This window comes from Azospirillum sp. B4, from assembly GCF_000333275.1.
Classification (GTDB): domain Bacteria; phylum Pseudomonadota; class Alphaproteobacteria; order Azospirillales; family Azospirillaceae; genus Nitrospirillum.
Map to the genome: position 1 here is coordinate 1 of NZ_BACU01000038.1, position 10,489 is coordinate 10,489.

Sequence of the window (10,489 nt, forward strand, 5' to 3'; positions counted from 1 at the left end):
CCATCAGGTCGGCTTTGAGGCCGTATCTGCGGATGATGTCCGACATGGTGTCCCTCATCTCGATGTCACGGGCCCATTTTTCTTCCAGCGCCCGGCGCACCTCGCGCTCGGACTCCGCGTAGATCAGGTCGATCTCCACCGGCCGTTCTTGCAGGAAGCGCTGGATGCGGTGGATGGCCTGGAGCAGGTCGCGGAACTTGTGACCGATGCCCAGGAACAGGGCCTTGTGGCAGTGCCGCTGGAAATTGCACCCCGCCCCGGCGATCACGGGCTTGGCCGCCAGGTACTGGAAGCGGCCATCGCTGAATTCGATGACGGTGCGCTCCCGCGCATCGATATCCTGAGCGCCGTAGACGGAGCGTGCGGTTGGCACCGCCGCCTCGATGGCCTCCCGCTCCGCTTCCAGGTCATGCCACAGGATGCGGTGGGCGTCCGGGTCGGCCTGCAGAATCTCCGTCATCTTGGCGATCCGCGCCGGCAGGCTGCTGCGCTTTTCACGGGCGACGTCTGAAACGCCCACGGCGCCACCTCGGAACATCAGGCCTTGGCCATCGCGTTCGGTCCCAGCATCGGCCAGGTCCACCTGCACCTCATGCCAGCGGATGACCAGTGGGGGCAGCAGATATCCGTCATCGGAATAGCCCAGGTCTGACGGCCGCTGCACCACGGCACCCCAGCTGTTCAGCCACAGCCAGAACTCCCGTTCCTTGTGGGGATACAGGGTCAGATCGCCGGCTTGCTCGCTGTTGCGCTGGAAGAACCGGGTCAGGGCCTGGCCCGTGTCCATCACCCCCAGGAATCCCGCGTAGTGGATCAGTTCCTTGTACCGGTTGGGCGACGGCGTCGCCGTGGCGACGAAACGCATACGTACCCGCCAGAACGCCGCGAGGAAGGCGTGATAGGTCTTGCTGCCGAATGATCGCAGCACGTCGGCCTCATCCAGGCTGGCGGCGGTGAAGGCGTTCGGGTCCAGTTTGCCATCACGGATCGGCTCATAGTTGGTCAGGTACAGCCCCGACGTCCCCGCCTGCTCGATCCGGTTGATGTAGCGCGGTTCCACCGGCCGGTCAGGCTGCGCCGCCCACCAGGTCGCCAAGGCCGCCCGTTGCGCGTCGGTCACACGCGGATGATCACCGGTGGCGAGTACCCGCGCGTCGCGGATGAACTCCTGCCGGGCGCCCAACGGCACGACGATCAGCGCCCGGCCGCCAAGGTGCTTGATAGACAGGCGCATGATCTCCAGTTGCATGAAGCTCTTGCCCAGGCCAAAGCTGGCAAAAATGGCCCGCCGGCCGCCCTTCAGCGCCCAGATGACGATGGCCACCTGGTGGGGTTTCAGCAGCGGGTTGACCTCCGCCGCGTCCACGGTGATCCCTTCGGCACCAGCGATCTTGATCTTGCTTTCCAGGAAGGCGCGATAGTCGGTCATGCCAGCCCCACCACCGGCGGGAACATGTCCAGTTCGTTGCCGAAGCTGTCCCAGCCGGCACGCCGCTGGCGGGCGAACAGCTCGCACTTGCGGGCGTCGGGGGCCAATCGCTCCAGCATGCGGTGCATCTCCTCCGGCTTGCGGGAATGCTCCCGCACCTCCGCCAGGATCAGGTTGCGCTCCGTGTGGCGCAGGGCCGCCGGCGCGCGCTTGCCGAGGATGCCGGTGATGAAGGGTTCGCAGGCATCACGCAGGATGTAGCCGGGCCCGAAGGACGGCAGGCCATTGCGCGTCACCTTGGCCCAGCATCCGCCGGATGACGGCCGGCAGCCCCAGGCGGCGAACATGGGCAGATGGTCGCCGGGCGCCAGGCGCGACCAGGTCGACCAGAACACCAGCAAGGCGCCGCGCGGGGCCGCCAACTGGCCGACGGGGAATTCTGGCGCCCGCGCCGGCTCGATGGTGCTGGCGTAATGGCGCGCCGCGCTCTTGCCCTGGCCCTTGGCGCTGAAGGTGGTGAACGGCCAAGGCCAATCGCACAGGATCAGATCATAGGCGCGCGGCTTCAGCCCCTCGAACGGCCACGGCGAAGCGTTCGAACGCTTCGCCCCCGCCATGCCCTGGCCCGCCACGCCCTCGATGGTGCCGCCGTTCATCACGCCGCCACCCCCAGCTTGCGCCGCAGGGCCGTCTGGCGCTCCAGCACCTCGGCGACCAGGGCTTGTATCGTCTTGATGTCCGCGTCCAGTTGGGCCAGTTCCGGCGGCAGGCGCAGCACCATGCCGAAGCTGTCGCGGACCTTGCGCACGAACTCCGGCGGCACGCTGACCTCGGTCGCGATCCGCTCGTCGTTCCAACCGTCCTCGAACACCCCCCGGCCGGTGTCGAAGTGGTCGCGCAGCTTGTCATAGACCAGGGCCGTCTGCCGGGCTTCCGTGGAAATCCCGGGCGGGGCCGGCATCGGCATCGTGTTGGGCGACGGGACGATTCGTGCCATGGGTGACTCCTTCGTCGTGGCGCGGGGATGGCCTGCCGGCTTTGGCCCGCGCTTGCGGCTGGAACAGGTCGGGCACAGGCGGGTATTCCCGCGCATGTCCCAGCCCTTGTTGGTGAAATTCTGGGTCAGGTGCGCGGGCGGAAAGTCCGGCTTGAACCGCACCTTGCCAACAGCCCCACAACAGCCGCAGGTCACGGCCCACACCGTCACCGGCTGGCCGTCAACCATGTCGGTCACGCGCTCGAACCCCGCCGCCAGGTTGGCGTCCACCGCCGTCGTCATGCCCGCCTCCGCCGTTCGCCGGCCCCCAGGCCCAAGCGCCGGGGATAGCGGCTGCGCAGCGCCTGGCGGGACTCCTGCAGGGCTTCCAGGGCCGCGCGCAGCGCCGCCCGTGACGCCGGGCCGTCATGTTCCAGGGCCGCGCGGGCGGCCAAGACGACGGCATCGACCAGGGGACCCGGCTGGCCATAGATGCGGGACAGCGCATCCTCCAGCCCATCCGGCCGGCCGGTGACCAGGAAGACGGAGGCGCCCGCCATCAGCAGGCCTATGGGCGACGGCTGCGGCATCAGAACAGCCCCGCTGCCGCCCGCAGGGCATCACGCATGGCGCGCGACGACAGTGCCGCCGGCAGGTAGCAGCGGGCGGCGTGATCGGCGCAGTAGCTGAGTCCGGCGGTGGCGGGCTGTCCACAGAAGGCCCGCTCCCGCGCCTCCCCCTCCAGGAACTGGCAGGTCGTGGCGGGGCCCGGCAAGGGACGGGCCGTTGGCGTCATCACCGGCACCTGCAGATGGTCGCCCAAGCCCCACCGGCTATCCCGGCCCCGCTGGCGGATGATGTCCACCGCCTCCCGCCGGCCCCGCTCCCGCGCCACGGCCTGACGCAGATGGTTGAGCTGATCCTTGGGCGTCGGCTGGCCGGCCAGCACACCCTGCACGGTCTCGATGGCCAGCCCGCAGGCTTCCGCCAGCCGCGCCTCCGTCCAGCCCCATTCGGCCAGGCTGGCGCGCAGGGCGTTGATCACCGTCTTTTCCACCCGGCTTCCCGGGACCGCGACGGTGACGCCCGGCAGGTGATAGACGGCGGCGGCCGGCCCTTGCGCCGCCACCAGGTGGCCGCCGGTCACCAGCGTCCGTAACGGCGACCCTAGGCGCTTGCGCGGCTGGCCCATCAGGTCGGCCAACTCCGCCCGCGTCAGGCCATGCTGGCCCCGTCCGGCGGCGGCGGCCATCACCGCCATGATTTCGGACGCCAAGGGCGACAAGCCCCCGGCGCTGCGGCTGTCGCCCGCGATGTCGACGTCGGAATAGGCCCCATCCGGCATGCAAGCCCCCATCAATAGGCAAAGTGGCGGCGGTGCCCGCCGCGATGACGGCGGCGGGCTGATCCACGGGTGTTGGAAAGAGACCGGCCCCGACGGGCCGGCCGTCATTCGGCGGCGACGCTGGCCGTCACCGCCGGACGTTCAGGTTGCAGGTAGCGCCGGCGCAGGTTCGCCTGGCTGCACACGATCAGGGTATAGGGGCGACCGTCGCCGAATTCCCAACGCGGATCGAAGATGCGCAGGAATCCCAGCGTCGTCCGGCCGCGATAGGCGCCAAGGCCGATCTTGATCAGGATGGTTTTGTTCACGAACCCCACCACCCAATCGGGATGCCAGGCGTCGTGCATCTCCACCATCAGCAGGGTGTACAGCGTGGTGGCCAGGCCCTGGTGGTGGACGTCGGGGTGGACGTACATGGCGCCGGCCACGGCCACGGCGCCGCTGATCGCCTCCACCCCTTCCGCGTCCAGGTCGACCCGGCAGCCCTCCGGGAAATGCTCCCCGAACAGGAACTGCCCGCCCTCCATCTCGCGGCGCAGGTCGGTGCCGACCCAGCGCAAACGGGCGGCGATGCACGCCTTGGTCTCGCCGGTGGCGTCCACCGCCCGCAGCACCAGGGCCTCCGCCGCGCTGGCGGGCATCAGGTCCGGGTCATACAGCGGGATCAGGGGATACCATTTCGGCGCGGTGGCGTTGAATTCCTTCAGGGTGCGGAATTCGTGGTCCAGCACGGCGGTCAGCCCGCAGTCCTGCAGGCTGGCCAAAACCTCGGCCCGCACCGCCGCGGCATCGTATCCCAGGGTCTGTCGCTTGTTCGTCATCGCATTTCCTCGACTAGCGTTATGCCTAGCCGGAGGCCGGAAGCCGGGAAATCGAGTGCCAGCCGCCGGCCGGTCACCTGACCATCCCCCTGTCGGATACGCAACCTGTGGTGTTGGGGGCCGCCGCCCGAATCCAGTATGGCGCTATGGGCGGCGGCCAGATAATCACGCGGACCGGGCAGCGCCATCAGGCTGTGGCCGATGACGCCCCCCCGGTGGGCCGCGTCCCAGAAATCAATGCCGCCGCCGAGGCTGACCACGGCGGCGTCGGGGGTGTAGATCGAGGTCAGACCCTGCAGCCCTTCCGCGTCGATGCGCTGAAACAGCTCCGGGCTGATGCGCCCGTGGGAGTCCGCGTGCGCGGCCAGGATGCGGGCATGGCGCGGGTCCACGCCGTCCCCCTCCAGCGGCAGGACCTCGTTCAGTGCAAGTCGGGCCCCGGGGTCGAGGGCGAACACGCGCGCAGCGCCTGGGCCTCCGCTCGCATCTGCGCCGCCAGGGTGGTCACCTGTTCCACGTCGCGCTTCAAATTCAGCGCCACCAACGCCATGCTGCGGGTGATTTCGTCCGCCTTGCGCTCCATTTCCCGCGCACGCGCCTCGATCTGCGCCGCCGTGCCCAAACCGGTCTGCGAAAGTGCCACCGTCCATCTCCTTTACCTCGTTGATCAGCCCTTCCAGCAGGTCGACAACGGCGGCTTTCACCATGTCTTCAACGGCGCCGGACGGCACCTCGCACTGCAGGGCGAAAATGTGTTGGATGAAGACGTGCCCGAAAACCCGCATGGCGCGGTCCAGCACGCGCTTGGAAATCTCTCCGGCCAGGAAGCGGTCGGCCACGCGCGGACTTAGGTCCAGCACCCGTTGCAAATGCTTCGAGGTGTCCTCGGGATGCATGCGGCGGACGAACTGCGCCGCCCGCCGACCCACGTCGGAAATCGACGGGCTTCCCGCCAATTCCTGGCGTCGCCGTTGCGTGGTCATCGCGCATATCCCTCCGTAGTCATGGGAAGGGAACGGGTAACACCGCCCCTGGGTACTGAATGGGAGTTGAAAATGGTCAAGCTCACAGCGGATGAGGCGCGCCTGCTCGAATTGGCGCGGCGCTGCCCGGAAAGCCCGGCCGCCAAGACGGTGTTCGCCGCGCTGGAGATCGCCCGGCGCCTCGCGCAGCAGCCGAAAAACTGATCAGGCGGCATCGTGTGTCTGTCCCTGTCGTTTTTGACAATCCGAGCCCTGCGGCGGCTGATAATCCGCCGGCACGATGCTTTCGACCTGACGGATGCTGGCCAGTCGCGGATTGCCATCCTCCAGCACATCGTTCGCCGTGTGCCAGCTGACCCCAGCGGCCAGCGACACCTGTTTGATGTTCAATCCACTGTCCTCGACATAGGAGCGGATTCGTTGAAGTGCCTTGTCGACAGTCATGCTGGACCCCGTTTAGGTCCGCCGAGAATGGCAATATACTGCGATATCGGCAAGAGCTTTCTTCGCAGCATATCTAATTTGCCATGCCGACACGCTTTGCGGAATATCGCGACATGATGGACGACGACGATGTCATGGCCGCGCGCCAAAAGCATATTGAGGCGATGAATGCGTTTTTGCGCGACAACAAGAAAGCGCTGCGCAGCATCGCTAATTGGGCCAAGCATTCAGGATGCGCCGCCAATACCCTTGGTGACTTCTTAAAGAATAAGAGAGACAGTCACCTGGACGGTAAAACCATGATAAAACTCGCGCACGGCGCATCCGCTTTGATTAAAAGGGATGTGTCCGTGGCGGAATTGTTGGGTGAAGCGCTGCCATCAGACATAAGGCGAATAGTCGACCTTATCCGCTTGCTCCCTGCTGATCAGCAGGATCTTGAGATCGGTGGAATTCTTCACCGCCTGCGGAAGCTAACTGCTGATGACTAAGCCTTCGCTCCAAATCCACAATTATTGATCTAATATCTATATGTTTTGCACATAAAAGTTCTCGCAACAAAAGTTCTTCATTTTCGGTAAATGCGGCGACCGCACTGACGGTCATATTGCGTCCTCCAGGCCCGAAAGCTTACAAACGTAGTCCCCCCAGCGGTCCGTGCGCCTTTGATCGGGGAAAGAGGGCGCATATACGGCATGAGCTGACGAGTTCCGTGGCGTTTGCGCGTGGCCTAGACGCGCAGATGCCAGCCGCTGTCGGGGGCCAGCCCGCTCAACCCAGCATCTGCATTTATGAATACCTCACGACGCGTAAATCATACAAGGCGCAAAATTACCTTTAGTGGCATTAATGGTATTAACGCGCGCTTAACGGGCATACATATTTAGGCGACTCCGCCCCGTCACCATAACAGCGCCCCACGCTGTGGTGGGAGCTATTCCAGTTTACGATCATCCAAGGCATGACCAAGCTTCATGCCCCTAATCGCATTAGAGAGTGCCGCCTCCGATCGAATGTCAGTCAGGAGGCGCTCGCCGATAAACTCGGATGCGCGACCTCCACGGTTCAGCGATTGGAATATGGCTCAATGGCCCTTTCGCTGGATCGCCTCATCCAGATCGCCGATGCCTTAGATGTTCACCCCAGTGAACTGATCGGCGCCGATGAGGATAGGTTGCGTCTGGATGCTAACCGACTTGCAACCCAAATTGCCGGCCTGCTGAGTTTGGTGGAAAGCCGCCAGTTCGGTGCCGCTGCCGCGCTCGCTGATGACATCGCATCGGCTGCAAAAAAAGCATCTATCAGGCATGGGCTGTAGCACAGCGCCTCACGCAAAATCCTCTGACGATCAACGGTCTGGACGCTAAATTTCAGGGGGAAAGTAGCCCTCTGATTAGCCATATAGCGCGCTGTGGCGCCGGCGCGCCCTGGCTCAGGGACCGCTCATTTCCCGAAAATCGCAATATACTGCGCTTTTCCGTTTGACACGATATCGCGATATACTGCACATCTTGGGCGTCAGTGCCATTACTGACCCGCCCGGTAAAAGCCGGACGGCCGTGCCCAGGGCAGGTCGCCACCACCCTGGGCTCCCACGAATGGGGGCGGCCTTGGACACTTCCAGTGACAGCATGACGTCATCGCCCGGCCCTTGGTCGCCGCGCCCGCGCTTTTGCGCGTTCGAGCGCGTCCGGACACCGGCCGGCAACGGCACCATCATGACGGTGGTCCGCACCCCCGACGGGGACGGCTACCGCTATGAGGTCGCGCTGCCCGACGGACAGATGCCCCTCTTCGACGATTGGCAGCTCTCGACGCCCGAGCCCACGGTAACGGCGCCCACCACCGACACGGGCGGTGAGATCACCGGGACGATTGGCCCCGGCCTGGCCGTGCTGTGCGCGCTGGCCTTGCTGGGCATCGTCATCGCCTTCCCCGACGCCTTCGCCAGCCGCCCGGCGCCCACCGCCGCTCACACGGCGACGCACCTTCCCCGCTGAACACAAGCCGCCGAAGCGTTCGAACGCTTCGCGCCACCCATGAAGGAGTTTCACATGACTGCGGCACCGCCATTTATGAACAACGCGCCCGACTTGGTGATCACGCCGGCCATCACTCGCGGTGAGCATGATGCGCTCATGGCGCGGGTGGCGATCCTGGAAGCGCAGGTTGGGCTACTTCAGGCCATGCGTGCGACCGACGGCAGCATTAATGCCGATGCCTCCTTCATCGAAACGCGGTGTTCAGGAAATCGATAACGCCCTGACGGTTCGGGTGGTCTGGCGCCAGGGCTGCGGCTCGCTGCTTTGCAGCGGTCTTGATGCCAATCACCTCGGCGGACGTAAGAGCGCCCTTCTTCTCCAAGCCCTGAATCAGGCTCTCAAGCAACAGCAATACCCCCAAGGTGCCATGATGGCTTTCTATCGCGTCCATGATTTTCTCCCCGATGACGGCGTTGAAGCCGGCATCGTAAGCGCAACCGGCGCGGGAGTCGATCGAGCTGCCATCCCAGGCGATGCGCAGGGCTGGCAGCCATGACCCGAAATCCCTCTGATCTGGACGCGGCCACGGCCATCGCCGCCCGCATCGAAGCCAAGGCCGTGGCGCTGCTGGCCCCACTGGAACGCGAAATGGCGCTGATGAGCTGGCGCCCTGAATTCAAAGCCATCATGTGGGCCGCCGTGGCCATCGAGGCCCAGCGGCGCGCCGACGCCCAAAGCTCTTAGCCCCACCGCGCGAACCCAAGCGTTCGAACGCTTCCCTCAAGCCATAAGGAGATCGCCCGCCATGAACGACCGGGCCTATGAAATTCCCACCGTCGCCCGCCTGCTGGAAACCCACAACCAGGGTGACGATGGTGCCGCGCTGAATGAGAAGTTCGCCCAGGTCCTGGAAAACCTGGGCGCGCACGTCGCGGAACACCGCGGCACCGCCAAGGGCGAGGTGACCGTCAAGATCACGCTCACCGCCGATCCCAAGGGCGTCGATGTCGAGATCGCGTTCGAGGGCAAGGTGCCCAGGCGGCCCAAGACCAAGGACCGCTATTTCCTGACCGAGCGCGGCAACGCCCTGACCCTGAAGAATCCCAACCAGGGAACCATGTTCGAGGGCCGCGACCTGGGCCGCGCCCCCCGCGCTGGCGCCTGACCTTTCCACTCCACCATCCGAGGACACTATGGAAACCGAGAAAAGCGGCGACACGTCCGCGCTTATCGACTTCGTCACCAGCACCTATGGCCAGTCGCCCATCTCCCTGCCGGTCAAGCCGGAACACCTCGATCCGTTCTATGCCGGCGCGATCCCGCCGGTCGTAGCACTGCCGGATGGCATGCGGCTACATGCGCTCAAGGAATTCGCCGATGCCTTCCGCACCCGGCCGGGGCTGATCAGCGACCGGGCCGTGGTCACCCAGGCCGAAAGCCTGGTTGATTACGTCAACCGGTTCAAGCTGGCGGAGTCCGCGCTGTTCCTGACTGACAACCCCACCGAACCGGCGCTGACGGCGATCATCGACTACCACGGCGCCACGGCGCCGGCGCTGCCCGCCAACTGCAAGCACACCGTCCGCTACGCCTTTCCCCTGACCGACCAGTGGAAGGCCTGGATGAAGGTGACGATCGCCAGCAGCGATCCGCGCACCCTGCTGTCGCAGGAGGATTTCGCCAATTTCATGGAGGATCATCAGAACGACATCGAAAATCCGCCCGCCGACTGGCTGATGCTGACCGGCGATACCCTGGCTGTCGTGCTGGACCTGTTGAACCTGCACGATGACAAAGCGCCCAAGGACGAGGAGGGCAACTACATCGACACCGCGCAGGCCCTGGTGGATGCGAGCGATCCCCAGGACCAGGACGAGGATCGCTACGTCCCGCGCAGCGCCCTCTACAAGTTGCGGCAGAAGCGCTTCGGCAACGTGGTGCGCATGACCAAGCTGGCCCAGGGCGTGTCCCTGTCCCAGGGCAGCAGGGTGACCCAGAACATCAACATCCGAACCGGCGAGCGCGAACTGTTCTTCAAGGAAGAGAACAGCACCCATGACGGGTCCGGCCGGAAGGTGACGGTGCCGGAGATGTTCTTCATCAACATCCCGGTGTTCGAGGGCGACGAACCGCGCCTCCTGCCCGTCCGCGTCTTCTATCGCGCCGGCGGCGGCAGCCTGCGCTGGGGCCTCCAACTCATCGACCCCAATCGCATGCTGCGCCGCGCCGTCGGCGCCGTCGGCCGCCAGGTGGCCGAAGACACCAGCCTGCCCCTGTACTTCGGGAAGGCCACCACCTGATGGGCTCGGACGGGCCGCCGGCGGCCCGTCTGGGACGGGAGAGGGGCGGAAGACGGATGAGGCGCATGCGCCCCCATCGAGGTGGGGGTCGTTCAAACCATAACCTTGGCAACCCGGCCCCTCTCTTTTCAGCCCCTTACCGGCCTGACCGCCGGGGGGGGCTTAGGGCTGCCAGGGCCATGCGGCCAACCTGGAATGCAGGCATCCCC

General features: G+C 65.4%; 17 protein-coding genes. 8 read left to right on the forward strand and 9 right to left on the reverse strand.

Translation table 11 applies throughout. From position 1 onward, the window contains the following. The 7 genes from I55_RS01570 to I55_RS35625 all read right to left on the reverse strand — a co-directional run. Positions 1–1,429: DNA methylase N-4 (locus I55_RS01570; protein ID WP_044558685.1), on the reverse strand; the 1,429-nt coding region annotated here is incomplete at its 3' end. After that, complete coding sequence (locus I55_RS01575) at positions 1,426–2,085, reverse strand: MT-A70 family methyltransferase (protein WP_083900756.1); 660 nt, start codon at positions 2,083–2,085, stop codon at positions 1,426–1,428. The genes I55_RS01575 and I55_RS01570, both read right to left, overlap by 4 nt. Then, positions 2,085–2,708 carry a hypothetical protein gene (locus I55_RS01580; protein WP_044558687.1) on the reverse strand — a complete coding sequence of 208 codons (624 nt, stop codon included), beginning with the start codon at positions 2,706–2,708 and terminating at the stop codon, positions 2,085–2,087. Before I55_RS01580 ends, I55_RS01575 begins: the two co-directional genes overlap by 1 nt. Continuing rightward, positions 2,705–2,995, reverse strand: coding sequence for a hypothetical protein (locus tag I55_RS01585; RefSeq protein ID WP_044558688.1), 291 nt, complete (start codon positions 2,993–2,995; stop codon positions 2,705–2,707). The genes I55_RS01580 and I55_RS01585 overlap by 4 nt, the downstream gene beginning before the upstream one ends. Then, positions 2,995–3,750: a hypothetical protein gene (locus I55_RS01590; RefSeq protein ID WP_044558689.1), complete on the reverse strand. Its 756-nt coding sequence runs from the start codon at positions 3,748–3,750 to the stop codon at positions 2,995–2,997. Before I55_RS01590 ends, I55_RS01585 begins: the two co-directional genes overlap by 1 nt. Before the next feature lie 104 nt (positions 3,751–3,854). Beyond that, positions 3,855–4,571: a hypothetical protein gene (locus tag I55_RS01595; RefSeq protein ID WP_044558690.1), complete on the reverse strand. Its 717-nt coding sequence runs from the start codon at positions 4,569–4,571 to the stop codon at positions 3,855–3,857. After that, complete coding sequence (locus I55_RS35625; RefSeq protein WP_148293522.1) at positions 4,568–5,554, reverse strand: hypothetical protein; 987 nt, start codon at positions 5,552–5,554, stop codon at positions 4,568–4,570. The genes I55_RS01595 and I55_RS35625 overlap by 4 nt, the downstream gene beginning before the upstream one ends. A gap of 72 nt (positions 5,555–5,626) precedes the next feature. Between I55_RS35625 and I55_RS38900 the strand changes: the two genes are divergently transcribed. Next, positions 5,627–5,758 (forward strand): hypothetical protein, encoded by a 132-nt coding sequence (locus I55_RS38900; RefSeq protein WP_286364279.1) that lies wholly within the window; start codon positions 5,627–5,629, stop codon positions 5,756–5,758. Here I55_RS38900 and I55_RS01610 read toward each other — a convergent pair whose 3' ends face one another. Next, the gene (locus tag I55_RS01610) at positions 5,759–5,998 is read right to left on the reverse strand and encodes a hypothetical protein (RefSeq protein WP_148293523.1); all 240 of its coding nucleotides are present in this window, start codon (positions 5,996–5,998) and stop codon (positions 5,759–5,761) included. It lies immediately after the preceding gene. Positions 5,999–6,111: 113 nt separating this feature from the next. On the opposite strand from I55_RS01610, the gene I55_RS01615 reads away from it, so the two are divergent. From I55_RS01615 to I55_RS35630, 4 genes are all read left to right on the forward strand, one after another. Next, positions 6,112–6,489, forward strand: coding sequence for a hypothetical protein (locus tag I55_RS01615; RefSeq protein WP_148293524.1), 378 nt, complete (start codon positions 6,112–6,114; stop codon positions 6,487–6,489). Between the two features lie 470 nt (positions 6,490–6,959). Beyond that, a complete protein-coding gene (locus I55_RS34000; RefSeq protein WP_083900757.1) occupies positions 6,960–7,316 on the forward strand; it encodes a helix-turn-helix domain-containing protein in 357 nt (118 codons plus the stop codon). A gap of 292 nt (positions 7,317–7,608) precedes the next feature. Next, a complete protein-coding gene (locus I55_RS01625; protein WP_148293525.1) occupies positions 7,609–7,998 on the forward strand; it encodes a hypothetical protein in 390 nt (129 codons plus the stop codon). A 54-nt stretch (positions 7,999–8,052) separates the two neighbouring features. Beyond that, positions 8,053–8,256 carry a hypothetical protein gene (locus tag I55_RS35630; protein ID WP_148293526.1) on the forward strand — a complete coding sequence of 68 codons (204 nt, stop codon included), beginning with the start codon at positions 8,053–8,055 and terminating at the stop codon, positions 8,254–8,256. Here I55_RS35630 and I55_RS01630 read toward each other — a convergent pair. Then, positions 8,225–8,431 (reverse strand): hypothetical protein, encoded by a 207-nt coding sequence (locus tag I55_RS01630; RefSeq protein ID WP_044558696.1) that lies wholly within the window; start codon positions 8,429–8,431, stop codon positions 8,225–8,227. The genes I55_RS35630 and I55_RS01630 overlap by 32 nt on opposite strands. Positions 8,432–8,532: 101 nt before the next feature. Between I55_RS01630 and I55_RS01635 the strand changes: the two genes are divergently transcribed. From I55_RS01635 to I55_RS01645, 3 genes are all read left to right on the forward strand, one after another. Next, positions 8,533–8,724 carry a hypothetical protein gene (locus I55_RS01635; protein WP_044558697.1) on the forward strand — a complete coding sequence of 64 codons (192 nt, stop codon included), beginning with the start codon at positions 8,533–8,535 and terminating at the stop codon, positions 8,722–8,724. A gap of 61 nt (positions 8,725–8,785) precedes the next feature. After that, complete coding sequence (locus I55_RS01640) at positions 8,786–9,145, forward strand: hypothetical protein (RefSeq protein WP_044558698.1); 360 nt, start codon at positions 8,786–8,788, stop codon at positions 9,143–9,145. Between the two features lie 28 nt (positions 9,146–9,173). Next, complete coding sequence (locus I55_RS01645) at positions 9,174–10,280, forward strand: DUF2303 family protein (protein ID WP_044558699.1); 1,107 nt, start codon at positions 9,174–9,176, stop codon at positions 10,278–10,280. Positions 10,281–10,489 lie beyond the last annotated feature (209 nt).

What these genes read in the sequence shown, in the direction of transcription:
- I55_RS01575 (WP_083900756.1), bottom strand. Translation starts at nt 2,085, where the DNA reads ATGAACGGCGGCACCATCGAGGGCGTGGCGGGCCAGGGCATGGCGGGG.
- I55_RS01580 (WP_044558687.1), bottom strand. Translation starts at nt 2,708, where the DNA reads ATGACGACGGCGGTGGACGCCAACCTGGCGGCGGGGTTCGAGCGCGTG.
- I55_RS01585 (WP_044558688.1), bottom strand. Translation starts at nt 2,995, where the DNA reads ATGCCGCAGCCGTCGCCCATAGGCCTGCTGATGGCGGGCGCCTCCGTC.
- I55_RS01590 (WP_044558689.1), bottom strand. Translation starts at nt 3,750, where the DNA reads ATGCCGGATGGGGCCTATTCCGACGTCGACATCGCGGGCGACAGCCGC.
- I55_RS01595 (WP_044558690.1), bottom strand. Translation starts at nt 4,571, where the DNA reads ATGACGAACAAGCGACAGACCCTGGGATACGATGCCGCGGCGGTGCGG.
- I55_RS35625 (WP_148293522.1), bottom strand. Translation starts at nt 5,554, where the DNA reads ATGACCACGCAACGGCGACGCCAGGAATTGGCGGGAAGCCCGTCGATT.
- I55_RS38900 (WP_286364279.1), top strand. Translation starts at nt 5,627, where the DNA reads ATGGTCAAGCTCACAGCGGATGAGGCGCGCCTGCTCGAATTGGCGCGG.
- I55_RS01610 (WP_148293523.1), bottom strand. Translation starts at nt 5,998, where the DNA reads ATGACTGTCGACAAGGCACTTCAACGAATCCGCTCCTATGTCGAGGAC.
- I55_RS01615 (WP_148293524.1), top strand. Translation starts at nt 6,112, where the DNA reads ATGATGGACGACGACGATGTCATGGCCGCGCGCCAAAAGCATATTGAG.
- I55_RS34000 (WP_083900757.1), top strand. Translation starts at nt 6,960, where the DNA reads ATGACCAAGCTTCATGCCCCTAATCGCATTAGAGAGTGCCGCCTCCGA.
- I55_RS35630 (WP_148293526.1), top strand. Translation starts at nt 8,053, where the DNA reads ATGACTGCGGCACCGCCATTTATGAACAACGCGCCCGACTTGGTGATC.
- I55_RS01630 (WP_044558696.1), bottom strand. Translation starts at nt 8,431, where the DNA reads ATGGACGCGATAGAAAGCCATCATGGCACCTTGGGGGTATTGCTGTTG.
- I55_RS01635 (WP_044558697.1), top strand. Translation starts at nt 8,533, where the DNA reads ATGACCCGAAATCCCTCTGATCTGGACGCGGCCACGGCCATCGCCGCC.
- I55_RS01640 (WP_044558698.1), top strand. Translation starts at nt 8,786, where the DNA reads ATGAACGACCGGGCCTATGAAATTCCCACCGTCGCCCGCCTGCTGGAA.
- I55_RS01645 (WP_044558699.1), top strand. Translation starts at nt 9,174, where the DNA reads ATGGAAACCGAGAAAAGCGGCGACACGTCCGCGCTTATCGACTTCGTC.